Below are 25,143 nucleotides of genomic sequence, written 5' to 3' on the forward strand. Positions count from 1 at the left end.
CCTTCAGTAGGACTTCGGCAGACCGAGGCTGGTCTGCGCGACGAAGTTGAGCACCATCTCGCGGCTGACCGGCGCGACCCGCGCGATCCGGGACATCGCCAGCAGCGGCGCCATTCCGTATTCGGTGGTCAGACCGCTGCCACCGAGGGTGTGCACCGCGGCGTCGACCAGTCCGATGCTCGCCTCGGCGGCCGCGTATTTGGCCATATTCGCGGCCTCGGCGGCGCCCATGTCGTCGCCGGCGTCGTAGAGCAGGGCGGCCTTCTGCATCATCAGCTTGGCCAGTTCGAGTTCGATCTTGCCCTTGGCCAGCGGGTGGGCGATCGCCTGGTGGGCGCCGATCGGAGCCTTCCACACCTGGCGTTCCTTGGCGTAACGGGTCGCGCGGGCCAGGGCGAAGCGGCCGAGGCCGACGGCCATCGCGGCCGCCATGATGCGCTCGGGGTTGAGTCCGGCGAACAACTGCAACAGCGCCGCGTCCTCCTGGCCGACCAGGGCGTCGTAGGGCAGTCGCACGTCGTCCATGAAGAGCATGAACTGCTTCTCCGGGGTCAGCAGGTCCATCGGGATCGGCTGGTAGGTGAAGCCGGGTGCGTCGGTGGGGACGACAAAGAGCGCCGGCGCCAGCTTGCCGGTCCTGGCGTCCTCGGTGCGGCCGACGATCAGCACCGCGTCGGCCTGATCGACACCGGAGATGTAGATCTTGCGGCCGGTCAGCAGCCAGTCGTGTTCGGTGCCGGCGTCGCCGTCGCGGCGGGCGGTGGTGATGATGCGGTGGGCGTTGGAGCCGGCGTCCGGTTCGGTGATGCCGAAGGCCATGGTGAACGTGCCGTCCGCCAGGCCCGGCAGCCACCGCTGCTTCTGGGTCTCGGTGCCGAAGCGGCTGATGATCGTGCCGCAGATCGCCGGGGAGACCACCATCATCAACAGCCCGGAGCCGGCCGCGGACAGCTCCTCGAGCACCAGCGACAGCTCGTACATGCCGGCCCCGCCGCCGCCGTACTCCTCGGGCAGGTTGACCCCCAGGAAGCCGAGTTTGCCTGCCTCGCTCCACAGTTCGTCGAGCTTCTCACCGTTGCGGGCCTTGGCCATGAAGTAGTCCTGGCCGTAGGTCTCGCCGAGGGCGGCGACCGCGGCGCGCAGTTGCTTGCGCTCGTCGGTCTCCACGAACGGGTTGATCTGCGCTGCGGTCATCGATCGTTCTCCTGTTCGGCGTTGTCGACCGGTTCGATGACGGCCAGGACGGCGTCGACCTCGACGCGCGATCCGACCTGAACCGGAAGTTCGCTCACCACACCGGATTCCGGTGCCGTGATGACGTGCTCCATCTTCATCGCCTCCAACCAGAGGATCGATGTGCCCTTCTCCACCCGGTCGCCGATCGCGACGGCGACCCGTACCACCGCGCCGGGCAGTGGCGCGAGCAGCGACCCGGATGCGACCGCGGTCGACGGGTCGACGAACCGTTCCACCTGCTCGAGATGCACACTGCCGCGCGGGGAGTCGACGAAGCGGCTCGCCCCGTACCGGGCGATCCGGTAGCTGCGGCGCACCCCGTCGGTCTCGAGGTCGACCCGGTCCGGCGTCACCGCGATCACCGCGACGTCCGGCAGGTCCTCGAGCGTCCATCCGGGGCGGGTGCGCCGATAGCGGACGGCGACCTCGTCCTCGCCGGCGCGGTACCGCCGCACCGCCGCGGGGCCGGCGACCGAACGCCAGCCCGCCGGGACCGAGGCGAGCAGGCCGCTGCCGCTGCGGGCGAGGTGGGCGTCGGCCAGCGCCACCGCGGCCGCCGATTCGGCCGTCGCCGCCCCGCCGCGGTCGGCGGCGACCACGTCGGGGTGGGTGTCGAAGTAGGCGGTGTCGATGCGACCGGCCAGGAAGTCCGATTCCCGCAGGATCGCGATCAGCAACTCCCGGTTGTTGATCGGGCCGTGCAGGACGGCGCGGTCGAGGGCGTCCGCGAGCAGGGCCGCGGCGCGTCGGCGGCTCGGCGCGCGGGCGATCACCTTCGCGAGCATCGGGTCGTAATGCACGCCGATCAGCGAACCGTCCTCGACTCCGGAGTCCAGGCGCACCCACTGGTCGCCGGGCGGGATGTCGAACGCCACGCGCGCGCCGGGCACCTCGAAGCGGTGCAGCAGCCCGGTGCGCGGCGACCAGTCGCGGGCGGGTTCCTCCGCGTAGAGCCGCACCTCGATCGCGTGGCCGGTCGAGGCGGGCGGTTCGGGCCCCAGCAAATCCCCTTCGGCCATCCGCAACTGCAGGTCGACCAGGTCGAGGCCGGAGGTGGCCTCGGTGACCGGATGTTCCACCTGCAGGCGGGTATTCATCTCGAGGAACCAGAAGCTGCCGTCGTCCTCGGCGAGGAATTCGACGGTGCCGGCGCCCAGATAGGAGATCGCGCCCGCCGCGGTGCGCGCGGCGTCGAAGAGCTTCTCGCGCATCCCCGGCTGCTGCTCGACCAGCGGCGACGGCGCTTCCTCGACAACCTTCTGATGGCGGCGTTGCAGCGAGCATTCCCGCTCGCCGATCGCCCAGACGGTGCCGGCGGCGTCGGCCATCACCTGCACCTCGATATGCCGGCCGCGCGGCAGATATCGTTCGCAGAAGACCGCCTCGTCACCGAAGGCCGACCTCGCCTCGCGCCGGGCCGATTCGACCGCTTCGGGCAGCTCCGCGAGCGTGCCGACGATCCGCATGCCGCGCCCACCGCCGCCGGCGGACGCCTTGATCAGCACCGGCAGATCCGCCTCGGTCACCGCGGCGGGGTCGAGCTCGGGCAGCACCGGCACCCCGGCGGCAGCCATCAACTTCTTCGACTCGATCTTCGAGCCCATCGCGTCGATCGCCGCCGGCGGCGGGCCGATCCAGGTCAGCCCGGCGGCGAGCACCGCGCGAGCGAATCCGGTGTTCTCGGAGAGGAATCCGTAGCCGGGGTGGATCGCGTCGGCGCCGGCAGCGAGCGCCGCGGCGATCACCTTGTCGCCGCGCAGATAGGTATCGGCCGGGCCGTCGCCGGGCAGCCGGACCGCGGCGTCCGCCTCCGCGACGAAGGGGGCGTCGGCGTCCGGGTCGGAGAAGACGGCCACCGCGCCACGGCCGGTGCGCCGGCAGGTGGCGAAGACGCGGCGGGCGATCTCGCCGCGGTTGGCCACCAGCACCGAGGAGATCGGCGCGACGGCGATGGACAGCGGAGCTTCTGCGGGGGTTTCTGCGGTGGCGGTCACGAGAGCCTCACATCCGGAAGACACCGAACGCGTCGGTGCCCTCGATCGGTCCGTTGGCGATGGCGGACAGGCATATTCCGAGCACCGTGCGGGTATCGCGGGGGTCGATCACGCCGTCGTCGTAGAGCAGGCCCGACATGACCGTCGGCAGCGATTCCGCGTCGATCTGGTGCTCGACCATCGCGCGCATCGCGGCGTCGCCGTCCTCGTCGAAGGCCGTGCCGCGGGCGGCCGCGGCGGCGCGGGTGACGATCGAGAGCACCCCGGCGAGCTGGGCGCCGCCCATCACCGCCGATTTCGCCGAGGGCCAGGCGAACAGGAAGCGCGGGTCGTAGGCGCGTCCGCACATGCCGTAGTGGCCGGCGCCGTAGGAGGCGCCGATCAGCACCGAGATATGCGGGACGGTGGAATTGGAGACCGCGTTGATCATCATCGAGCCGTGCTTGATCATCCCGCCCTCCTCGTATTCCTTGCCCACCATGTAGCCGGTGGTGTTGTGCAGGAACAGCAGTGGCGTGTCGTAGCGGTTGGCCAGTTGGATGAACTGGGTGGCCTTCTGCGCCTCCTCGCTGAACAGCACGCCGCGCGCATTGGCCAGGATGCCCACCGGGTAGCCGTGCACCCGCGCCCAGCCGGTGACCAGCGACGAACCGTAGAGCGGCTTGAACTCGTCGAAGTCGGAGCCGTCGACCACCCGCGCGATCACCTCGCGCGGATCGAACGGGGTCTTCAGGTCGGGCGGGACGATGCCGAGCAATTCCTCGGTGTCGTAGAGCGGTTCGGGAACGTCGGTGCGCGGCGCGGGCCCGGCCTTGCGCCAGTTGAGCCGCCCGACGATGCCGCGGCCGAGGCGGATCGCGTCCTGCTCGTCGAGGGCGTAGTAGTCGGCCTGTCCGGAGACGGTGGCGTGCATGCGCGCCCCGCCGAGGGATTCCTCGTCGGCCTCCTCGCCGGTGGCCATCTTCACCAGCGGCGGCCCGGCCAGGAAGACCTTGGAGCGCCCCTCGATCATCACGACGTGGTCCGACATGCCGGGCACGTAGGCACCGCCGGCGGTCGAGTTGCCGAAGACGATCGCGATGGTGGGGATGCCGGCCTTCGACAGTCGCGTCAGGTCCCGGAAGAGCCGGCCGCCGGGGACGAAGACCTCCTTCTGGGTGGGCAGGTCCGCGCCGCCGGATTCGACCAGCGAGATCATCGGCAGCCGGTTCTGCAGCGCGATGTCGTTGCAGCGCAGGATCTTGCGCAGCGTCCACGGGTTGCTGGTGCCGCCCTTGATCGTCGGATCGTTGGCGACGATCATGCACTCGACCCCGTCGACCACCCCGATCCCGCAGACCACGGAGGCGCCGACGGTGAACTGGCTGCCGAAGCCGGCGAGCGGTGCGAGCTCGAGGAAGGGGCTGTCCGGGTCGACCAGCAGATCGATCCGTTCGCGGGCGGTCATCTTGCCGCGGTCGCGGTGGCGGGTGACGCTGCGTTCGCCGCCGCCGGCGACGGCCACCTCGTGCTGTGCGGTGATCTCGCCGAGCTTGTCGAGCATCGCGGCGCTGTGCCCGGCGTAGTCGCCGGAGGTCGCGTCGATGCGGGTGCGCAGGGCGGTCATCGGGCCGCCCCCGCCGGCTGCGGCGCGAAGCCGAGGCGCTTGGCGGCCAACGCGGTCAGGATCTCGGTGGTCCCGCCGCCGATGCCGAGGATGCGCATATCCCGGTACTGCCGTTCCACTTCGCTGTCGGACATGTAGCCGAGCCCACCGAAGAGCTGCACCGCCTGGCTGGCGACCCATTCACCGGCCTCGACGGCGGTGTTCTTGGCGTGGCAGACCTCCGCGATCAGGTCGCGCTCCCCCGCGGCGTACCGCTCGGCCACCGAGCGGGAGTAGACCCGGGCGACGTCGATGCGGCGGTGCATATCGGCGAGGGTGTTCTGCACGGCCTGTCGGGCGATCAGCGGCTTGCCGAAGGTCTCCCGATCGCGGCACCACTGCGTCGCCAGGTCGAGGCAGCGCTGGGCGCCGGAGTAGGCCTGCACCGCGAGGGCGACCCGCTCGGTGACGAAGGCCCCGGCGATCTGGGCGAACCCGGATTCCGGTGCGCCGACCAGGTTCTCGACCGGTACCCGGACATCGACGTAGCTCAGTTCGGCGGTATCCGAGCAGCGCCACCCCATCTTGTCGAGCTTGCGGGTGACGGTGAAACCCGGCGTGCCGGCCTCGACCACCAGCAGCGAGACCCCGCCGGCGCCGGGGCCGCCGGTGCGCACCGCGGTGACGACGAAGTCGGCGCGGCAGCCGGAGGTGATGAACGTCTTGGACCCGTTGACGACGAAGTGGTCGCCGTCGCGGCGGGCGGTGGTGGTGATGTGGCCGACGTCGGAGCCGCCGCCCGGTTCGGTGATCGCCAGCGAGCCGATCTTCTCGCCGGCGAGCGTCGGGGCGACCCAGCGGTCGATCTGCCGGGCGTCCCCGGCGTTGATCAGGTGCGGCACCGCGATCCCGCAGGTGAACAGCGAGGCGAGCAGTCCGCCGGAGCAGCCGGCTTCGTGCAATTCCTCGGCGAGGATCGTCGCGTCGATGACGTCGCCGCCCTGGCCGCCGACCTCGACGGGGAAGCCGATGCCCAGCAGCCCGGCCTTGCCCGCCGCCAGGTGCAGCGAGCGCGGCAACTCGCCCTCGCGTTCCCAGGTGCCGAGATCGGGCAGGATCTCGCGTTGCGCGAAGCTTCGGACGCTCGCGCGCAGGGCGAGGCGCTCCGGGGTGGTCCATACGCTCACCGGTGATCCTCCGGGATGTCGGCCGAGCCCAACAGGGTTCGGGGAATGTCGACGTGACGGGATCGGAGCCATTCGCCGATTCCCTTGGCCTGCGGGTCGAATCGGGCGCGCGAGGCGACCCCCTCCCCCAGCACCCCGATCAGCACCAGGTTGATCGCCCGCAGGTTCGGCAGCAGATGCCGCTCGATCGGCAGTTCCGCGGTTTCGGGTAGCAGTTCGCGCACCCGGTCGACCGTCAGATAGTCGACCAACCAGCGGTAGGCGTCGTCGTCGCGCACCCAGACGCCGACGTTGGCATTGCCGCCCTTGTCGCCGGAGCGGGCGCCGGCGACCGCGCCGAGCGGCGCCCGGACGGTCTCGCCCGACGGATCGAACGCCGGCACGGACGGCTCGGCGACCGCCTCGAGTGCGACCGTGACCGCCGGCCCGGACGGGATGTCGATGCGCTCCCCGCCGATCACCACCACCTGTTCGATCGCGTCCCGCTCGACCCAGCCGGGATCGAAGACGCCGTAGGGGCTCTCCTTGCCGGGCGGGGCGGTCGCGGAGAAGCCGGGGTAGCTCGCCAACGCGAGTTCGATTCCGGCGGAGGAGAATCGGCGACCGACAGTGTCGGCGTTGGTGTCGCGCACCGCGACGTGCAACAACGCGGAGGCGGTCTGCTGGTCGGCGGCGTCCGGATGGTCGGTGCGGGCCAGGGTGTACCGGATGTCCTTCGGCGGCGCCGCGGCGAGCGCGTCGTCGAGTTGGGCGCGCACCAGCGCGGCCTTCGCCTCGATATCCAATCCGGTGAGCACGAAGGTCATCTCGTTGTAGAACCCGCCGAGCAGGTTGCGGGAGACCTTGATCGTCGGCGGCGCCGGCTCGCCGCGCACCCCGGTGATCGCCACCCGATCCGGGCCGTCCTGCCGAAGGACGGCGGTATCGATGCGGGTGGTGACGTCGGGTCCGGCGTAACGGGCGCCGCCGATTTCGTAGAGCAGCTGTTCGGTGACCGTGCCGACGGTGACCGCCCCCGACGTGCCGGGGGCTTTGGTGATCACCACACTTCCGTCGGCGGCGACCTCGGCGATCGGAAAGCCGGCGTGCAGCAGATCGGGCAGTTCGGTGAAGTGCGAGTAGTTGCCGCCGGTCGCCTGGGTGCCACATTCGATGACGTGCCCGGCGACGGTGGCGCCGGCGAGCGCGTCGAGATCCTCGGGCCCCCAGCCGAAGGCGGCGATCGCCGGGCCGACGGTCAGCGACGCGTCGGTCACCCGACCGGTCACCACGACGTCGGCGCCGCGGCGCAGCGCCTCGGCGATGCCGAAGGCGCCGAGATAGGCGTTGGCGGTCAGTGGGGTGCCGAGGCCGAGATCGGCGGCGCGGCCGGTCAGGTCGTCACCCTCGACGTGTGCGACGGTGACCTCGATGCCCTGGTCGGCGGCGATCGTGCGGATCCGCTGTGCCAGCCCCGCCGGGTTGAGCCCACCGGCGTTGGCGACGATGCGGATCCCCTTCGCGGTCGCGTCGGCGAGGCAGTCGGAGAGCTGCCGCACAAAGGTGGTGGCGTACCCGGCGTCCGGGTCCTTCAGCCGGCCGCGGGCGAGGATCAGCATCGTCAGCTCGGCGAGGTAGTCGCCGGTGATCACATCGACCTCGCCGTAGTCGACCATCTCGCGCATCGCCGCCAGGCGGTCGCCGTAGAAGCCGGAGCAATTGGCGATCCGCAGCGGGCGGCCGTCGGGCGGGGTGAGCGGTCGGGTCATCACGCACCCCCTGCCGTGTCGGCGGTCGCGGGCTGATCGGCGGACGTGCGTCCGGGCTGCTCGGCGGACGTACGTCCGGGTCCGGGCGGCCCGGCGAAGGCCTGGGCGATCGTCAACCAGGTCCGCGCGTCCGCCCCGTCGGCGTGCACCTCGGACGCGTCGCCGCGCTGGGTGACCAGCCGGCAGAAGGCGAGGGCGTCGGCGGTGACGCGCTGGGCGGCGTCCGCCGGCCCCCAGGTCCACACGTCCCCGTTCGGTCCGGTGATCTCGACCCGGAACTCCTCGGCCGGCGGCTCGAGCTCGCGGACCCGGAAGGCGAAGTCGCGGGTGCGCACCCCCAGGTGAGCGACCGCGCGCAACCTGTCGGTCGCGGCCCGTTCGATGCCGAGCGTGTCGACGACGTCGCAGCCGTGCGCCCAGGTCTCCATCAGCCGCGCGGTGACCATCGACGCGGCGCTCATCGGCGGGCCGAACCACGGGATCTTGACGCCCGAGGGCACGTTCCCGAGCGCCGCCGCCAGGGCGGCGCGGCCGGCGCGCCACCGGTCGAGCAGGACGTCGACCTCCAGGCCCGCCCACTCGTGGGCACCGATATCCACGATCGCCATGCCGCGCTGCGCGGCGGTCGCCATCCGTTCGGCAAACCGCGCCGCGGCGGCCTCGTCGCCCGTCGCGGTCCCCACCGCATCACGTGCGACATCGTCGGTCCAGGCGAGGTGGCCGATCTGGTCGGCGATCGTCCAGCCGACGGCAGGGGTATCCCTGAGCCACTCGGTCGGAGCGAGAGAAGCGACAACGGCGTCGAGGTCCGCGCCCTCGGCCTCGAGGTCCGCGATGAGCAGTGTTGTGTCCGCCACATCGTCAGCGTGGCAGCGGCACCAGAAAAAAGCAAGCATGAATGATTGCTTTCTTCCCGACGCCCGCCTTCCGGCAGGAACAAGTCGTCGACCGCCTCCACATCTGCGGCGCGACCGGCGGATCGGCCGCCAAATTCGCCGACCGGCAAAAGCCGGGCGACGGGACGGGTAGATTCCCGGCTGTCCGGTAACCGGTACGGCGTCGCCGCACGGCACGCCGCGAACCGACGGTGCAGCGGCCCCACCTCGAGCGGGCCCGAACAGTGACGAGGTGAGAGATGACAGCGAAGCGTTGGATGCTGCGGGCCGGCTTGGCGACGGCGACCCTGGCGGCCACCGCCGGAGCGAGCCTGCTGGCGGGCGCCGGCGAGGCGCAGGCCGCACCCCAGGGATGTGTGGCGGTATCCGGTGTGATCGGCGGCCTGTCGTGGTGCCCCGGCGGCGGCGACGGTCAGCATCGGGTGATCGCCCAGTGCGGCGCGAGCGTCTTCGGCGGCTTTGTGCGCAGCGAGCCGCTGGCCGGACCGTGGGTCTCCCCGCTGGAGGCCTCGATCGTCTCCTGCCAGACCCTGCCGACGCAGTGGGAGATCGCACCGCCGGCCTGGCCCGTGTGGCTCGAAACCCGGTGATGGCCGGCCCCCGCTCGACGACGCGATCCCGATGACCCCGTCGGAGCAGGTCCGACTTCTGGTGCTGATGCGGCACGGGAAGTCGGACTATCCGCCGGGCGTCGCCGATCACGAACGTCCGCTCAACGCGCGCGGCCGCGCGCAGGCCGCCGAATCGGGTGCCTGGCTGGCCGATCGATTGCCGCCGATCGACGCGGTGATCTGCTCGACGGCCACACGTACGCGCGAGACGCTGTCCCGCACGGGCATCGTCGCGCCGACCCGATTCGAGGAGGCGCTCTACGGCGCCACCCCGGCGACGATCCTCGAGGAGATCTCGCTGAGCGAGCCGACCGTGCGCACCCTGCTGGTCGTCGGCCACTTTCCGGGACTACCGGAGACCGCGCTGATCCTCGGCGGCGGTGTCGACTCGCCGGCGGTCCGCTCGGTGACGACGGGCTTCCCCACCTCCGCGGTCGCGGTCCTCGACACCGAACAGCCGTGGGACGCGCTGACTCCGGGCGCCTCTCGATTGATCGAGGTCTTCCAACACGGACGCTGAACCGGCGCCGACCGCGAAGGTCGGCGCCGGTTCGGGCCACCGTCGACGGCGACCGGGTCGATACGGACGGTCAGCGGTAGAACTTGACCCCCGCGACCACCGCGACACCGAGCAACGCCAGAATCGCCCAGCCGAAGCCGGCGATCAGCCAGATCGCGCCGAAACCCACCAGCACCGGGGCGACGGCGATCGCCGTGATCCCCGGGCTCTCGCGCACCGTATCGAGCGCTGCCTTCGTTCGATCGACATTGTTACCCGCCATGCGAGTCCTCCTCCGGTTGCGACCCCGCACCACCCACGATACGGACGTTCCCGCCATCGCGGATCATCCGACAACGGCGACACCGGGCCGGCCGCCGATCCAACAATGGAATGCGCGAATCCCCAAGAACCATAAATGAATGCGCAACAATGGCCCGAATCGCCGAGCGGGCCTCGGCACCCCCGCGCCCGCACCCGCCGTGGACACCGGTTCGCTAGTGTTTCCCGGTGGGGATACTGGGTAGGGGGACCACAATGATCGGTAGAAGCGTCACCGACGGACCGGTTCGGCGCGTGTCAGGCGTGCTTCGGTATCGAACGTCCGGCCCGATCGGCCGTTCGGAGCGTCGATAGGCATGGTCCGCTTCTACGAGTGGTCGCGCACCCACCGGTTGCTGTTCGCCCTGCTGGTGATCGTCTGGCTCGGGCTCTGCGGCTATCTGATGCCCGGGCTGGAGAAACTGACCTCCTCCTCACACGACTTCGAGAATCCCCGGTCGCCGAATGTGGTGTCCCGCAACGAGATCGCGGCGTCCACCGGGATCGATCCCGATGCGAACGTCATCGTGATCCAACCGCTGGACAGCCCGGTCACCAGCCTCGAGTCGACCCGGCGTATCCAGGACGTCGTCCGACAGCTCGACCAATCCCCCTATGTCGTCGACTCGACGTCCTATCTGACCGACCGCGACGCCACGTACGTCTCGACCTCCGGCGATGCGACGGTGATCATCGGCCGGCTCGCCCCCTACGCGGCCACCGACGAGGTCGCGATCGCCGAGGACATCGACGCCGACCTCGCGACGCTTCCCGATATCCGGGTCGGCGGCACCCTGATGGCCAACTACGAGCTCAATCAGATGGTGCCGCAGGATCTCGTGCGCGCCGAGATGATCGCCTTCCCGGTCGTTTTCATTCTGGCGTTCCTGATATTCGGCGGACTGATATCCGCACTGCTGCCGGTGATCGGCGGCGCGTTCACCATCGTGTCCACCTTCGGACTGTTGGTGACGATCAACAGCGAATTGAACCTCTCCACGTTCGCACTGAACATCACCATGGGCCTGGGAATGGGCCTGACGATCGACTACACGCTGCTGATGCTCTACCGCTACCGCGAGGAGATCGGGCGCGGCTTCGAGCCGGCCGAGGCGGTCCGTCGAGCGCTGCGCACCGCCGGCCGCACGATCGCCTCCAGTGCGACGATCGTCGCGCTGTCGTTGATCTGTCTGACGATCTTTCCGCAGCGCTTCCTGTACTCGATGGGCATCGGCGGCGCCCTGGCCGCGACCTTCGCCGGGATCTTCGCCACCGTGGTGTTGCCGGTCCTGCTGGTGACGCTGGGCAAGCGGCTCGACTGGCTGTCGATCCGCGCGCTGCGCCGCCGCGCCGCGCGGTCGGACGACGAATCGCGGGCGGCATCGGGCGGCTGGTATCGCCTCTCGCACTGGGTGACCCGGCGCGCCCTGCTGGTCGCGGTGGTCTCCGCCGCGGTATTGATCGTCGCCGGTCTGCCCTTCCTGCGGGTCGCCTTCACCGGCGTCTCGGCGGATCTGCTGCCGGCGACCTCGTCCGCTCGGGTGGTCTCCGAGGCCGTCGCGAACGACTTCGACCTGCCGCACGCCACCGGTTACGCGCTGCTGTACTCGACGGCGCCGATCGACCGGATCGCCGAGATCGACCACATCTCGCTGACCGGGCCACCGCTGACGCTCGACAGCGGACGCATCTGGGTGCCCTTCGGTATCGACGTCGACGCCCTCGACCCGGCCGCGGTCGCCGCCGTCCGACAGGTGAAACAGACCGTCGGCAGCTACGGCATGGTCGGCGGGCAGACCGCCTCGTATATCGACCTGCGGACCGACCTGCGCCACCGCCTGGCGCCGGTGATCATCCTGCTGCTGATGATCTCGATCGGCACGTTGATGGTGATGACGATGTCGGTGATCCTGCCGCTGAAATCGGCGTTGATGAGCGCGCTGATGTTGTCGGCGACGTTCGGCGTCCTGGTGCTGATCTTCCAGGACGGCCGGTTCGAAGGCCTGCTGGACTACACCTCCCAGCACGCGCTCGACTCGACGCAGCCGCTGCTGCTCGGCGTCATCGTGCTGGCCCTGTCCACCGACTATTCGGTGTTCCTGTTGACCCGCATCAAGGAATACGTCGACTCCGGGATACCGCCGACGGAGGCGGTGGCGCTGGGACTGCAGCGCACCGGCTCGGTGGTCACCGCGGCCGCGATCCTGCTGGCGGTGGCGATCGGCGCCTTCGCGACCTCGAGCCTGGTGTTCATCAAGATCCTGGGCATCGGTGTCGCGGTCGCGGTGCTGATCGACGCCTTCGTCATCCGCCTCTTCCTGGTTCCCTCGCTGATGGCGCTGCTCGGCCGCTGGAATTGGTGGGCGCCGGCGTGGCTGGTTCCGGTCCTCGGCGGTCTCAACGCCAAGGTCGGCGAGCGCGGTACCGGCGACGAGCCGGCCGATCCGGCGGCGATCGCCCCGGCGCCGACCGACGGGGCGGAGGACCCCAGCGCGTCGCCGGAGACCGGCGAGCCGACCGAGGCCGATCTCGCAGCAGAAGCCGATACCGCGGCGGAGACGACCCCCGCCGACGGCGACGCCGCCGATTCGGTCGGCGCCGCGTCGTCCGAGGCGGCCGAACCCGCCACCACCGGCTCGGCCCCGTCGACCGGGTCGTAACCACCGCAACCGGATGGCCTGCCCGGTTCGATCGGCCGGCCGGCGGCGGGTTCAGCGCCGGTCGGCGGCGGGGTTCAGCGCCGGCCGGCGGCGGGTTCAGCGCCGGCCGGCGGCGGGTTCAGCGCCGGTCGGCGTCGCGGGCGAGGTCGAGGATCGCGGCGTCGATCGACCCCGGCTGCTCCATCGGCAGCGAATGGGTCGCCCCCGGCACCACCGAGGCGGTCACCTCGGGGATCAGTGTGTAGGCCCGGTCGACCGCACCCGCCGGGTCGCTGTTGACGGCGCTGTCGCCCGCCATCACCAGCAGCACCGGCATCGACAGCGCCCGCAGCTGCGCATCGGACGGGCGGGCGGGGAAGCTGCGCCGCGGCTGATATCCGGCGGTCCCGGCGGCGATCATCGCGGTGACCGGATCGTCCCGATCGATCGACTCGGCCCCGCCGATATCCGCCAACGCCGCGTCCCGCCAGGACTGCGGGAGGACGGGCAGCGTCGCCGGGATCGACGAGACGATCACCTGCCACCGCAGCCCGGTGACCACCTGGACCGGTTCGAGCAGCGCCAGGCTCGCCACCCGCTGCGGGCGATGGACCGCCAGATTCGTGGCCAACCACCCGCCGAACGAATGCCCGACGATATGGGCCCGCTCGACCCCGAGACCCGCCAACGTCTCGTCCACCCAGATCGCCTGATCGACCGCCTCCGGTATCGGCGCCGATTGCACGCTCATCCCGGCATCACCGATCGCGTCGAAGGCCCAGACCGGACGCTGCGCCACCAGACCCGGCAGATTGGTCGACCACATCGGCGTGCCCGATCCCCAGCCGGGCAGCAGCACGATCGGGGTGCGCGCGGCGCGCTCCGGATCGGCCGGCGCGAACAGGTAGGCCCGCACCGTGCCGTAGGAGACCGGCACATCGCGCACCTCGGTCGGCGTCGGCATACCGGCCATCGCCGCATCGTAGGCGCGGGTATAGCCGGCCAGGGCGTCGGCACCGCGCCACTGGCCGATCCGATCGCGGCCGCCCCACCACTGCCAGAGGTTGACCGTCACCGAGACCACCACCAGCACGAGCAGCAGGACCGGCCACCGTCGGCGGACCCCCGGGGATCGATCGCGACACCTCATTCCAATACGATCGCACCGCATCGGTTGCAATGCAACCGTATGGCATCCTTCATGGGTGCCCCGGATCGTCGACCACGCGCAGCGCCGCCGCGAGATCATCCACGGCGTCTGGGAGGTGATCCTGACCGGCGGCATCCAGGCGGTCAGCCTGCGCCGGGTCGCCGCGGCCGCCGGGGTGTCCGTCGGTCGCATCCAGCACTACTTCGCCGATCGCGACGACCTGCTGCGACACGGCTGCGACCTGCTGATCGAGGGCGGCGCGGAGCGCTTCGAGGAGTCGATCGTCGACGCCGATCCGGCCGAGACCCTGCGCACGCTGGTCCTGCGCACCATCCCGACCACCCCGACCTTCACCGCCGGCACCATCCTGTGGACCGCCTACCGCGCCTACGGCATCACCGATCCGGTGATCCGCGAACAGATCCAGCGCACCCATCTCGGCGTCGTCGATCGGGCGGCGGAACTGATCGACCGCGCCCGCGCATCCGGAACGATCCCCGCCGGCGACAACTCGGGGCGAGTGGCGATGCGCCTGCTGGCCACCGCCGACGGCTACGCGCTGCGCGTGCTCTCCGGCGATCTGCCGGCCGCCGAGGCCCGGGCGGCGCTCGAATCCGACCTGGCCGATCTCGGTTGCCCGCCGGCTCCGAGCGCCCCCGTCGAGACGGCGGAGGCGCTCACACCGGACCGACCCGCACCGACCGACCCGTAAGATGGCGGATATGACTCCGGCGGCACACTCCGAATTGCCGCCCAGCCTCGTACAAGTCGCGACCGGCAGGCTGCGGCGCAGCGTGCTGAGCGGCGAATTGCGTCCCGGCGAGCGGATCATCGAGGAAACCCTCTGCGCCCAATTGGGGATCAGCCGCGCGCCGTTGCGCGAGGCCCTGCGCCTGTTGGCCCAGCAGGGCCTGGTCGAGCATCTGCCGCGCCGCGGTTTCCGAGTGACGGTGTGGTCGTCCAAGGACATCCGCGAACTGTTCGACCTGCGCCGGACCCTCGAGATCTTCGCGATGCAGACCGCCCTGCCGTTGACCCCCGAGCCCGGTTGCGATCCGCTCGCCGGCGTCCGCAGCGCCTTCGAGGACATGCGGATCGCCAATACCGCCGGCAACGAGGTCGCCAAGGACGACGCGCACCGCGCCTTCCACGAGCAGATCGTGCGCCTCGCGGGCAGTACCCAGCTAGACCTGATCTACACCCCGCTGCTGATGAAGTTGCAGCTGCCGATGGCCCGCAATATCCGCGAGGAAGCCCGCCTCGCCGACCCCATCGACGGTCTGCGCCGCCACGAACAGCTGATCCACGCGCTCGAGACCAACGATGCCGAGATCGCGATCAAGGCGATCGAGGCACACGGCGAGCTGACGTATCTGCACCTCGACGCCACCGTCTGACGCTCGAAAACCGTCCGCGCCGTCCGCTCCGGCCCGTTTTGCGGAAGTCGTTACACGCCGCTGACAGCCCGTCACAGCAGCGTAACCATTGCATACAGTCGACTGTCGACAATTCATGAATGGCTCCTGCATCCGGCCCCACCCTCGGCCCCTCGATCGTCGACATCCTCGACTCGCATCTGCACGGATCGGGCTCGCCGACGTCCACCGCCGCCCGGGTCGCCGACGCGATCGCCGCCCGCGGTGCCGACGGCGTCTGGATCACCGTGCGGTCCCGCGACGAATTGCTCGCCGCGGCACAAGAAATCGAGGAACGCCCGGACGCCCGCATGCTCCCGCTCTACGGGGTCCCATTCGGGGTCAAGGACTCGATCGACGTCGCGGGGGATCCGACCACGCTGTCCTGCCCGGGCTACGGCTACGTCGCCGAACAGACCGCACCGGTGGTGCAGGCGCTGCTCGACGCCGGGGCCCTCTACGTGGGCAAGGTCAGCCTCGACCAGTTCGCCACCGGCCTCAACGGCACCCGCACCCCGCATCCGATCGCCCGGAATGTCTACGGGCAGAATCTGATCCCCGGCGGATCGAGTACCGGCTCCGCCGTCGCGGTCGCGCTCGGCGAGGTGCCGTTCTGCGTCTCGACCGATACCGCCGGCTCCGGCCGGGTACCCGCCGCCCTCAACGGTGTCGTCGGCTACAAGCCCTCGCGCGGGCTGATCAGCACCGTCGGTCTCGTCCCGGCCTGCCGGTCGCTCGACTGCATCGCGATCACCGCCGGCCGCGTCGACGATATCGACCGGGTCGCGGCGATCACGATGGGTCGCGACGACGGCGACGCCTGGAGCCGCGACGCCGGACCGCACTACGCCGGTGAGACCCTGCGCATCGGGCTGCCCGCGATCGACAAGCTGGACTTCTTCGGGGACACCGCGATGCGGCAGGCGCATATCTTCGCCCGCTCGCGCATCTCGGCGCTGGGCTTCCCCACGACCTCCGCCCCACTCGAACCGTTCCTGGCCGCAGGCGAATTGCTGTACCAGGGACCGTGGGTCGCCGAACGTCTGGTCGAGTTCGACGACTTCCTGACCGAGCATCCCGACGAGATCGTCCCGGTGGTACGCGAGATCTTCAAGGGCGGCCGTAAATACACCGCCGTCGACGCCTTCCGCGCCCTGCAGCGCCTGCAGTCGCTCAAGGCCGAGGTCGACCGGCTGTGGCGCACCTTCGACGTGCTGGTCCTGCCGACGATCGGCACCACCTTCACCGTCGACGAGGTCCTCGCGGATCCGATCGCCACCAATACCGTTCTCGGGCACTACACCCACTTCGGCAACCTGCTCGATCTGGCGGCCGTGTCGGTCCCCACCGGCGTGACCGACGACGGTCGCCCGGCGGCCGCGATGATCATCGGCCCGGCCCTGTCCGACGGCCGCATCCTCGAGATCGCCGCCCGATTGCTCGACGAGCCACGCGATTTCGTCGCCGACACCACAACCACGTCCACCCCCGCCAACCCGTCCACAGCGGCCGACAGCGCGCAGCGCAGCAACTGACGTCCCGCCCGATCATCCGATACCGCTGCTCCCGAGAGGGCCCCTCCCGATGACGTCACTGACCATCGACGCGTTACCCGCGCCGTTCACCTTCGATCCGGAGCACACCGCTCTGGTCATCATCGACATGCAACGCGACTTCCTGCTGCCCGGCGGTTTCGGCTCGAGCCTCGGCAACGACGTCAGCCTCCTGCAGACGGCGGTCCCCCCGTTGCAGCGGCTGCTGGCCGCCGCCCGCGAGACCGGGATGACGGTGATCCACACCCGCGAGGGCCACCTGCCGGACCTGTCCGACTGTCCGCCGTCGAAACTGCGGCGCGGCAAGCCTTCCCAGCGCATCGGCGATCCGGGCGCCTTCGGCCGCATCCTGATCCGCGGCGAGTACGGGCACGACATCATCGACGAGCTCACCCCGGCCGAGGGTGAGGTGGTGATCGACAAGCCGGGCAAGGGCGCCTTCTACGGCACCACCTTCGGTGACGAGTTGGTCGCGCGCGGGATCACCAGCCTGATCGTCACCGGCGTGACCACCGAGGTCTGCGTGCACACCACGACCCGCGAGGCCAACGACCGCGGCTACGAGTGCCTCGTCGTCAGCGACTGTGTCGGTTCGTATTTCCCGGAATTCCAGCGCGTCGGCCTGGAGATGGTCTCCGCCCAGGGCGGCATCTTCGGCTGGGTCGCCGACAGCGAGGCGGTCATCGACCAACTCGCCGCACCCGTCTCCCCCAACGCTTCGATCGCAGGGTAGGAACCCATGTCCACCGATATCACCGCCGACTCGACATCCGACGACTCCGCGCCACCGAAACCGTTGCCGTGGTGGACCCGCGGCGACACCAACGCCTTCTTCGGCCTCGGTTTCAACATCCTGGTCAACGTGCTGACCCTGACCACGCTGATGATCGTCGTGGTGGGCGTGCCCGCCGACGACGTGCTCGGCACGGTGCTCCCGGCGCTCGGCGTGGCGCTGGTCCTGGGCAATCTGTACTACATGGTGCTCGCGCGGCGCCTCGCCGCCCGCGAGGGACGCGCCGACGTCACCGCGCTGCCGTACGGGCCTTCCGTGCCGCATATGTTCATCGTGGTCTTCGTCGTCATGTTGCCGATCTACCTGAATACCGGTGACGCGACCCGCGCCTGGTCCGCGGGTCTGGCCTGGGCATTCCTGATCGGCATCATCGTGATGATCGGCGCCTTCGTCGGACCGTACGTCCGCAAGGTCACCCCGCGCGCCGCGATGCTCGGCACGCTGGCCGGTATCTCGCTGACCTTCATCTCGATGCGGCCCGCCGCGCAGATCTGGGAGGCGGCCTGGATCGGCCTGCCGGTGCTGGCGATCATCGTCATCGGCTTCTTCACCGGTTTCCGTCTGCCGGGCGGCATTCCGATCGGCCTCGCCGCGCTGCTGGTCGGTACCGCGATCGGCTGGATCGGCGGATATATGTCGGTCCCCGACGTCACCGAGGCGGTCGGCAATATCGCGCTCGGCATCCCGGATCTGCGACTGGATCTGCTGATGGAGGGCCTGCGGGACCTCGCCCCGCTGTTGGCCACCGCGATTCCGCTGGGCGTCTACAACTTCACCGAGGCGATGAGCAACGTGGAGAGCGCCGCGGCGGCCGGCGACAACTACAACCTGCGCAGCGTGCTGCTCGCGGACGGCGCCGGCGCCGTGGTCGGTTCGGCCTTCGGTTCGCCCTTCCCGCCTGCGGTCTACATCGGTCACCCCGGATGGAAGGAAGCGGGCGGCCGCACGGGCTACTCGGTCGCCGGCGGTCTCGTCATCGGGTTGATGTGTTTCCTCGGCCTTTTCGGGGTGTTGGCGACGATTCTGCCGACCCCGGCGATCGTGCCGATCCTGCTGTACATCGGCCTGCTGATCGGCGCCCAGGCCTTCCAGGCGGTCCCGCGGATCCAGGCGGTCGCGGTGGTCGCGGCGATCATACCGAACCTGGCGGAGTGGGCATCGGGGTTGATCGACAACGCCCTGAGCGCCGCGGGGACCACCGCGGCCGAAGTCGGCTCGGAGGCCTTCGGGAACGCCGGCGTCGTCTACGACGGGCTCAAGACGCTCGGATCGGGAGCCGTTCTGGCCGGCATCGTCCTGGGCACAATGGTCAGTTTCATTCTCGATCGCCGATTCGTTCCCGCGGCGATCGCGAGCTTCGCCGGTGCCGCCCTGGCGTTCATCGGACTGATCCACGCGCACGAGGTCGGTTGGGCGGCCGCGCCCGGAGTTGCCCTGGGCTACGCCTTCTTCGGTGTGGTATGTCTGATTTTCCACGTGCTGCCGTCGTCGGACGCACCGGCTCCGGCACCGGAGGACGACGAGGCTCCCCTCGAACACTGATGTTGCGGTGATGTAAGAAATCAGCGGCTTCTCGCGCGCTTTTCGACGGAATCGGTCACGATTGGCGGATATTGGCGCCAAATCCGTCCGAGAGCGAGGAGGAAGCGTGTCGCTGCTGACCGATGTGATGATCGGCGGTGGGCCCGTCTTCGACGGCCGGCAGGTACTCCCCGAGGGCACCTGGATCGGCGTCGTCGACGGGCACATCGCCGATATCGGTACCGCGGACGACGTCCGGGAGACCGTCGGTCCCGCGGCCGAACGCCTCGACCTTCACGGACGGCTGCTGCACCCGGGTTTCACCGATGCCCATATCCACGCGCTCAGCGCCGGGGTCGACCGCAATGGCTGCGATGTCAGCGACGTCGACGGCCGCGCCGAGACGCTCGCCGCGATCGCCGCCTACGCCCGCACCTCCGACCGGCCGTGGATCGTCGGGTCCGGCTGGTCGATGGCGGATTTCCCCGGCGGCTGTCCGACCGCCGCCGAGCTCGACACGATCCTCCCGGATCGACCGGCCTTCCTGCTCAACCGCGACCACCACGGTGCGTGGGTCAACACCGCCGCCCTGACGCTCGCCGGTATCGACGCACAGACCCCCGATCCGATCGACGGCCGGATCGAACGGGACGCCGCGGGCGTCGCGGTCGGCACGCTGCACGAGGGCGCGATGGATCTGGTCTCCCGGCTGGTCCCGCCGACGACCTTCGACGAGGCGCTCGCCGGTCTGCGCACCGCACAGAGCTACCTGCACGGCTTCGGGATCACCGGCTGGCAGGAGGCGATCGTCGGCGACTACCCCGGCATGACCGATCTGGCCGCCGCCTACCGCAGCGCCGAGGCGAGCGGGGAGCTGACCGCGACGGTCGTCGGCGCGTCCTGGTTGCCCCGGCCGACCACCCTCGCCGCGGTCCCCGAGGTGGTCGCGGGATTCGTCGCCGCCGCCCGGGCGGCCGACGGACCGCGCTGGAGCGCCCGCTCGGTCAAGATCATGGTCGACGGCGTCGTCGAGAATCGCACCGCCCTGATGGGCGAACCGTACGTCGGATCCTGTTCCTGCGCACCGGAGTACGGGCTGGGCTATTTCGACGACGAGATCCTGCGCGCCGCGGTCGTCGCCTGCGACGGCGCCGGACTCGACGTACACTTCCACGCGATCGGCGACGCCGCCGTCACCGCGGCTCTCGACGCGGTCACCACCGCGCGCCGGGTCAACGGCATCACCCCCGGCCGCCACCACATCGCGCACCTGCAGTTCGTTCGTCCGGCCGATCTTCCCCGTTTCGCGCGACTCGGGGTCACGGCCAATATGCAGGCGTTGTGGGCCTGTGTCGAGGACCAGCTCACCGAGTTGGTCGCGCCGATCGTCGGCCCGGAGCGCATGGGCTGGCACTACCCCTTCGCGTCGATCGAGGCCGCCGGCGCCGATCTCGCGATGGGCAGCGATTGGCCCGTGTCGTCACCCGATCCGTGGGCGGCGATCTCGGTCGCGGTCAACCGCGTGGAACCCGGACTCGACCCGGCGACCACGGCTCCCCTGGTCGGCTCCGAGGCATTGACGCTGCGGAGCTGCCTGACCGCCTATACGCACGGCTCGGCGGTGCTCAACCGGCGCCGCAACGGCGGACTGCTGCGGATCGGATCGTCCGCGGACTTCGCCGTCGCCGACCGTGATCCCTTCCTGCTCGAACCCAAGGACCTGTACGACGTTCGGACGGACCTGACGGTCGCCGAGGGACGCGTCGTCCACGAAAGGACCCGATAATGACCGCCGACACGTCGACCGCATCGGTCGAGACCCCCGCCGCCGGGGCACCGAAAGGTGCCATCACCCTGGTAGGCGTCGCCAAGGCGTACGACTCGGTGCGGGCGGTCTCCGGCATCAACCTGAGCATCGAGGCGGGTGAATTCGTCTCGCTGCTCGGGCCGTCCGGCTGCGGCAAGACGACGCTGCTGCGCATGCTGGCCGGATTCGAGCGTCCCACCGAGGGCGACATCCTGCTCGACGGCACCTCGATCATCGACGTGCCGCCGGAGCGTCGGCCGATCAACACCGTCTTCCAGTCGTACGCGCTGTTCCCGCATATGACCGTCGCGCAGAACGTCGCCTTCGGTCTGCGTCAACGGAAGGTGCCGAAGCAGGAGGCGGGCGAGCGGGTGGTCGAGGCGCTGAAGATGGTGCAGATGGAGCGCTTCGCCCAGCGCCGCCCAGCGATGCTCTCCGGCGGCCAGCAGCAGCGTGTCGCGCTGGCGCGGGCGCTGGCCAACCGTCCCGACGTGCTGCTGCTCGACGAGCCGATGTCGGCGCTCGACCGCAAGCTGCGCGAGGACATGCAGATCGAATTGAAGCTGCTGCAGCGCGAATTGGGCACCACCTTCGTGTTCGTCACCCACGATCAGGAGGAGGCGCTGTCGATGAGCGACCGCATCGTGGTGATGAGCGAGGGTGCGATCGCCCAGATCGGTGACGGCAGTTCGATCTACGCCAAGCCGGTCAACCGCTTCGTCGCGAGCTTCATCGGCAAGCAGAACTTCTTCCCCGTCACCAGCGGTTCCGGTACCACCGTCACCACCGCCGACGGCGACTTCACCACCTCGGAGCCGGTACCCGAGACCCTGGACGACGCGGTGGTCGCCGTTCGCCCGGAATCGATCTGGATCGCCGTGGACGGCGAGACCGGCGGCCGGGAGAACTCGATCACCGGGACGATCTCGGGAGTCTCCTTCCTCGGCGACGTCATCCAGGTGGTCGTGACCACCACCGGCGGTACCGAACTGCTCATGCGCGGCGCGGCACGCAACTTCCCCGCGCTGGCCGAGGACGACACGATCACCTGCACGTTCGCTGCGGAAGACACGGTGGTGTACGCGAAATGACAGTTCACCCCTCCGGACGTGCGCGAATTCTCGCGCCCCGCGCCTCGGTCCCCCGCCTGACCCGCCGCGGCTTCCTTGCCGGCATGGCCGTCGTCGCCGGCGGCGCCGCGGTCAGCGCCTGCGGCGGCAGCCGCGAGATCGCCCCGTCGGCACCGCTGACCGACACGATCGAGGACCGGCTGAACTATTACAGCTGGGGCGATTACGAGAACCCGGAAAACCTGGAGGCCATCCAGGAGGAGTACGGCTTCACGATGCAGATCGACGCCTACGCGTCGAACGAGGAGATGATCGCCAAGCTCGCCGCCGCCCGCGGCACCTCGGGATACGACGTCGTCGTCCCCACGGGGATCTTTCTGCCGCAGATGATCCAGCACAATCTGCTCGAACCGCTCGATCTGTCGCGCATCCCCAACCTGTCCAATCTGATGCCGCAGTTCACCGACACCGAATGGGACCCGGGCAACCGGTACGCGGTGTGCAAGTCCTGGGGCACCACCGGCTATCTCTACGACGTCACCGCGCTGCCACAGGAACTCAACTCCTGGGGCGACTTCGTCTCGGCGGCCACCGGCCCGGCCAACGGTCGGGTCAGCATCCTCGGCGACCCGGCCGAGGTGTGCAGCATCGCCTCGGGCGCCCTGGGTTTCGACATGAACACCAACGACCCCAATGAGCTCGAGCAGATGCGCTCGTTGCTGGTCAACGACCTCGCGGGCACGGTCCGGGGATACAACTCCAACATCACCACCGTGGTCGCCGGCGGCGGCTTCACCCTGCTGCAGGCGTGGAACGGTGACGCGCGGGTCGCCCTGGAGAACGAAGACGACCCCGACAAGTGGCGATTCGTCTTCCCGGCGCCGACGGCGAACCTGTGGGTCGACCACTTCGCACTGGTGCGTGGTACCCAGCATCCCGGGGCGGCGCACGCCTTCATGAACGCGATGCTCGACGTCGAGACGTCCTACAACGAGATGACCTATATCGGGTACCAGACCGGCGTCGCCGGGCTCGAGGAGCGCGGGCGCGCGGACGATCTGCCGTTCGCCGACATTCTCTTCCCGCCGGAGGAGGTCCTCAATCGCCTGACCTCGGCGGAGATCGACGACGCCACCCAGACGCGCACCGAGATCCTCAACGAGATGCAAGCCAGGAGCGCCCAGTGACCACCACGATCGCCCCGCCCCCGTCCGGTCCACCGCCGGCCGCTGCCGCCGACCCGTCGCCGACCGGCGAGGCCCCGCCGCCCGCACCGTTGCGGCAGCGACTCTTCGGTCCGGGCGGTCTGACCTTCCCGGCGTGGGCCTACCTGCTGTTCTTCTTCGTCATCCCGGTCTCGCTGATCCTGTGGTACAGCCTCGGCTACAAGCCGGACCAGTTCACCACCTATGCCACCGACCAGCTCAGCCTCGACCGCTACGGCGAGGCGCTCGGCAGCCAATACCGCTCGATCTTCACCAATACCTTCGGCATCGCGCTGACCGGCACGATCCTCGCGCTGCTGATCGGTGTGCCATTCGCCTACTGGATCGCGGTCAAGGCGCCGGCGAAGTATCGGCCGATCATGTTGGCGCTGTTGATGATCCCGTTCTGGACCAACTTCCTGGTCCGCACGATCGGGTGGCAGATCACCCTGGCGCCCACCGGCTGGATGTCCAAGATCATCGAGGCCTTCGGCGGCGACCCGCTCGACATCCTCTACACCCGCGCGGCGGTGCAGATCGGTGTGGTCTACAACTATCTGCCGCTGATGATCCTGCCGGTCTACGTCGCGATGGACCGCGCCGGTCTGTCATTGCGGGAGGCCAGCCGCGACCTCGGTGCCGGGCGCATCACCACCTTCTTCCGCATCACCCTGCCGCTGGCGGCGCCGGGCATCGTGTCGGGCTGTCTGTTGGTGTTCATCCCGCTGATGGGCGACTACGTCACCCCGCAGGTGCTCGGCGGCGCCCAGGGCGCGATGGCCGGCCAGCTGATCGCCAGCCAGTTCAACACCGCGCAGAACTGGGCGCTCGGCTCCGCGATGACCGTCGTGCTGATGGCCTTCGTCATCCTGTGCCTGTTGGTGGTGGCGGTGGTGATCAAGCTGCTGCTCGCGGCTATCGCCAAGTCGATCACCGATGTTCCGCTACCGGCGGCGGACACGGTGATCGGCCGGCTGCCGTCGCTGCCGCCGACCAGCCTGCGCCCCTCGCGCACCCGGATCGACTGGCTCACGATCATCCAGAACGTGTGGGCGGTCGCGATCTACCTGTTCCTGTTCATGCCGATCTTCGTGATCGTGGCCTACTCCTTCAACACCGGCAATGTGCTCGCCGCCTGGGACGGGTTCGGCTTCGACGCCTATACCCGCGCGCTCGACAATGCGGTGATCCTGCGGGCGGTCACGGTGTCCCTGCAGGTGGCGGTGCTCTCGGCGCTGCTGGCGACCGTGATCGGCGGCCTGGCCGGTATCGGGCTGGGCCTGACGAAGAAGTCGGCGTGGTGGGGTGTCGGCCTGACCGCCATCCTGACGATCACCCTGGTGACACCCGATATCGCCAGCGCCATCGCCATGCTGCCGTGGTTCGTCACCCTCGGTGTCGACGCGGGCATCGCCCCGCTCAATATCGGCCTGGTCCGACTGGTGATCGCGCATACCGCGATCGCACTCGTGGTGGTCACCTTCGTGGTGCGCGCCCGCGTCGCCGGCCTCGACCCGGCGCTGAACGAGGCGGCCAGTGACCTGTACGCCAAGCCGCTGGCCCGCTTGCGGCACGTGATCCTGCCGGCGGCGACGCCCGGCCTGATCGCGGGCGGCCTGTTGGCCTTCACCTTCAGCCTCGACGACGTGGTGATCTCGAGTTTCGTGCAGCAGCCCGGCTATACGCCGTGGCCGGTGTACATCTTCTCGTCGGTCCGCATCGCGCTGCGCCCCGAGGTGGCGGCGATCTCGACGTTGATGCTGATCCTGACCCTGGCGATCATCGGTGTCGTCGCGCTGATCCTGCGGCGCAGCGGCCAGTCGCTGACCAAGATGATCGGCTGATCCCTCCCTGCACAGCCGAAGCGGCCGAGCGGAGATTTCCGCTCGGCCGCTTCGCTGTTCGGCCCGGGT

The 25,143-nt window shown here is 69.7% G+C and carries 20 protein-coding genes; 12 read left to right on the top strand and 8 right to left on the bottom strand.

The window, feature by feature from the left end; translation table 11 throughout:
* Positions 1–3 precede the first annotated feature (3 nt).
* Genes MB1_RS19110 through MB1_RS19135 form a run of 6 tightly spaced genes read right to left on the bottom strand, consistent with a single transcriptional unit; the run spans position 4 to position 8,607 of the window.
* Positions 4–1,194 carry an acyl-CoA dehydrogenase family protein gene (locus MB1_RS19110; RefSeq protein WP_066911134.1) on the bottom strand — a complete coding sequence of 397 codons (1,191 nt, stop codon included), beginning with the start codon at positions 1,192–1,194 and terminating at the stop codon, positions 4–6.
* Positions 1,191–3,230, bottom strand: coding sequence for an ATP-binding protein (locus MB1_RS19115; RefSeq protein ID WP_245650263.1), 2,040 nt, complete (start codon positions 3,228–3,230; stop codon positions 1,191–1,193). Before MB1_RS19115 ends, MB1_RS19110 begins: the two co-directional genes overlap by 4 nt.
* 7 nt (positions 3,231–3,237) lie before the next feature.
* Positions 3,238–4,773 (bottom strand): acyl-CoA carboxylase subunit beta, encoded by a 1,536-nt coding sequence (locus MB1_RS19120; protein WP_439646962.1) that lies wholly within the window; start codon positions 4,771–4,773, stop codon positions 3,238–3,240.
* Positions 4,774–4,832: 59 nt separating this feature from the next.
* Positions 4,833–6,002, bottom strand: a complete 1,170-nt coding sequence (locus tag MB1_RS19125; RefSeq protein ID WP_066911143.1) for an acyl-CoA dehydrogenase family protein — start codon at positions 6,000–6,002, stop codon at positions 4,833–4,835.
* Complete coding sequence (locus tag MB1_RS19130) at positions 5,999–7,753, bottom strand: acyclic terpene utilization AtuA family protein (protein ID WP_439646961.1); 1,755 nt, start codon at positions 7,751–7,753, stop codon at positions 5,999–6,001. The genes MB1_RS19125 and MB1_RS19130 overlap by 4 nt, the downstream gene beginning before the upstream one ends.
* Entirely contained in the window at positions 7,750–8,607 is an 858-nt protein-coding gene (locus tag MB1_RS19135; RefSeq protein WP_066911146.1) for a TIGR03084 family metal-binding protein, read from the bottom strand. Before MB1_RS19135 ends, MB1_RS19130 begins: the two co-directional genes overlap by 4 nt.
* Before the next feature lie 278 nt (positions 8,608–8,885).
* On the opposite strand from MB1_RS19135, the gene MB1_RS19140 reads away from it, so the two are divergent.
* Entirely contained in the window at positions 8,886–9,236 is a 351-nt protein-coding gene (locus tag MB1_RS19140; protein WP_066911148.1) for a hypothetical protein, read from the top strand.
* Between the two features lie 31 nt (positions 9,237–9,267).
* Positions 9,268–9,777 (top strand): SixA phosphatase family protein, encoded by a 510-nt coding sequence (locus MB1_RS19145; RefSeq protein ID WP_066911152.1) that lies wholly within the window; start codon positions 9,268–9,270, stop codon positions 9,775–9,777.
* A gap of 70 nt (positions 9,778–9,847) precedes the next feature.
* Here the strand turns inward: MB1_RS19145 and MB1_RS19150 are convergent, their stop codons facing one another.
* Complete coding sequence (locus MB1_RS19150) at positions 9,848–10,039, bottom strand: hypothetical protein (RefSeq protein WP_066911155.1); 192 nt, start codon at positions 10,037–10,039, stop codon at positions 9,848–9,850.
* A gap of 355 nt (positions 10,040–10,394) precedes the next feature.
* Between MB1_RS19150 and MB1_RS19155 the strand changes: the two genes are divergently transcribed.
* Positions 10,395–12,737, top strand: a complete 2,343-nt coding sequence (locus MB1_RS19155; RefSeq protein WP_066911158.1) for an MMPL family transporter — start codon at positions 10,395–10,397, stop codon at positions 12,735–12,737.
* A gap of 118 nt (positions 12,738–12,855) precedes the next feature.
* Here the strand turns inward: MB1_RS19155 and MB1_RS19160 are convergent, their stop codons facing one another.
* Positions 12,856–13,866 (bottom strand): alpha/beta fold hydrolase, encoded by a 1,011-nt coding sequence (locus MB1_RS19160; protein ID WP_218000278.1) that lies wholly within the window; start codon positions 13,864–13,866, stop codon positions 12,856–12,858.
* A gap of 55 nt (positions 13,867–13,921) precedes the next feature.
* Between MB1_RS19160 and MB1_RS19165 the strand changes: the two genes are divergently transcribed.
* From MB1_RS19165 to MB1_RS19205, 9 genes are all read left to right on the top strand, one after another.
* The gene (locus tag MB1_RS19165) at positions 13,922–14,578 is read left to right on the top strand and encodes a TetR/AcrR family transcriptional regulator (RefSeq protein ID WP_066911161.1); all 657 of its coding nucleotides are present in this window, start codon (positions 13,922–13,924) and stop codon (positions 14,576–14,578) included.
* A gap of 10 nt (positions 14,579–14,588) precedes the next feature.
* Entirely contained in the window at positions 14,589–15,263 is a 675-nt protein-coding gene (locus tag MB1_RS19170) for a GntR family transcriptional regulator (protein ID WP_066911367.1), read from the top strand.
* A gap of 119 nt (positions 15,264–15,382) precedes the next feature.
* Positions 15,383–16,816, top strand: coding sequence for an allophanate hydrolase (locus tag MB1_RS19175; RefSeq protein WP_066911163.1), 1,434 nt, complete (start codon positions 15,383–15,385; stop codon positions 16,814–16,816).
* A gap of 49 nt (positions 16,817–16,865) precedes the next feature.
* Positions 16,866–17,567 carry a cysteine hydrolase family protein gene (locus tag MB1_RS19180; protein ID WP_066911166.1) on the top strand — a complete coding sequence of 234 codons (702 nt, stop codon included), beginning with the start codon at positions 16,866–16,868 and terminating at the stop codon, positions 17,565–17,567.
* A 6-nt stretch (positions 17,568–17,573) separates the two neighbouring features.
* Complete coding sequence (locus tag MB1_RS19185) at positions 17,574–19,169, top strand: SulP family inorganic anion transporter (RefSeq protein WP_066911169.1); 1,596 nt, start codon at positions 17,574–17,576, stop codon at positions 19,167–19,169.
* A 106-nt stretch (positions 19,170–19,275) separates the two neighbouring features.
* Positions 19,276–20,934 carry an amidohydrolase gene (locus MB1_RS19190; protein ID WP_245650264.1) on the top strand — a complete coding sequence of 553 codons (1,659 nt, stop codon included), beginning with the start codon at positions 19,276–19,278 and terminating at the stop codon, positions 20,932–20,934.
* Positions 20,934–22,046, top strand: coding sequence for an ABC transporter ATP-binding protein (locus MB1_RS19195; protein ID WP_066911172.1), 1,113 nt, complete (start codon positions 20,934–20,936; stop codon positions 22,044–22,046). The genes MB1_RS19190 and MB1_RS19195 overlap by 1 nt, the downstream gene beginning before the upstream one ends.
* Complete coding sequence (locus MB1_RS19200) at positions 22,043–23,212, top strand: polyamine ABC transporter substrate-binding protein (RefSeq protein ID WP_066911174.1); 1,170 nt, start codon at positions 22,043–22,045, stop codon at positions 23,210–23,212. The genes MB1_RS19195 and MB1_RS19200 overlap by 4 nt, the downstream gene beginning before the upstream one ends.
* On the top strand, positions 23,209–25,074 hold the full coding sequence (locus MB1_RS19205; protein WP_066911177.1) for an ABC transporter permease subunit: 1,866 nt from the start codon (positions 23,209–23,211) through the stop codon (positions 25,072–25,074). Before MB1_RS19200 ends, MB1_RS19205 begins: the two co-directional genes overlap by 4 nt.
* The last annotated feature ends 69 nt before the right edge of the window (positions 25,075–25,143 follow it).

Source organism: Millisia brevis NBRC 105863, assembly GCF_001552615.1.
Taxonomy (GTDB): domain Bacteria; phylum Actinomycetota; class Actinomycetes; order Mycobacteriales; family Mycobacteriaceae; genus Millisia; species Millisia brevis.

Excerpts from the sequence above, each read along its gene's own strand:
- MB1_RS19110 (WP_066911134.1), bottom strand. The coding sequence starts at position 1,194 with ATGACCGCAGCGCAGATCAACCCGTTCGTGGAGACCGACGAGCGCAAG.
- MB1_RS19120 (WP_439646962.1), bottom strand. The coding sequence starts at position 4,773 with ATGCTCGACAAGCTCGGCGAGATCACCGCACAGCACGAGGTGGCCGTC.
- MB1_RS19140 (WP_066911148.1), top strand. The coding sequence starts at position 8,886 with ATGACAGCGAAGCGTTGGATGCTGCGGGCCGGCTTGGCGACGGCGACC.
- MB1_RS19145 (WP_066911152.1), top strand. The coding sequence starts at position 9,268 with ATGACCCCGTCGGAGCAGGTCCGACTTCTGGTGCTGATGCGGCACGGG.
- MB1_RS19150 (WP_066911155.1), bottom strand. The coding sequence starts at position 10,039 with ATGGCGGGTAACAATGTCGATCGAACGAAGGCAGCGCTCGATACGGTG.
- MB1_RS19155 (WP_066911158.1), top strand. The coding sequence starts at position 10,395 with ATGGTCCGCTTCTACGAGTGGTCGCGCACCCACCGGTTGCTGTTCGCC.
- MB1_RS19160 (WP_218000278.1), bottom strand. The coding sequence starts at position 13,866 with ATGAGGTGTCGCGATCGATCCCCGGGGGTCCGCCGACGGTGGCCGGTC.
- MB1_RS19170 (WP_066911367.1), top strand. The coding sequence starts at position 14,589 with ATGACTCCGGCGGCACACTCCGAATTGCCGCCCAGCCTCGTACAAGTC.
- MB1_RS19175 (WP_066911163.1), top strand. The coding sequence starts at position 15,383 with ATGGCTCCTGCATCCGGCCCCACCCTCGGCCCCTCGATCGTCGACATC.
- MB1_RS19180 (WP_066911166.1), top strand. The coding sequence starts at position 16,866 with ATGACGTCACTGACCATCGACGCGTTACCCGCGCCGTTCACCTTCGAT.
- MB1_RS19185 (WP_066911169.1), top strand. The coding sequence starts at position 17,574 with ATGTCCACCGATATCACCGCCGACTCGACATCCGACGACTCCGCGCCA.
- MB1_RS19195 (WP_066911172.1), top strand. The coding sequence starts at position 20,934 with ATGACCGCCGACACGTCGACCGCATCGGTCGAGACCCCCGCCGCCGGG.
- MB1_RS19200 (WP_066911174.1), top strand. The coding sequence starts at position 22,043 with ATGACAGTTCACCCCTCCGGACGTGCGCGAATTCTCGCGCCCCGCGCC.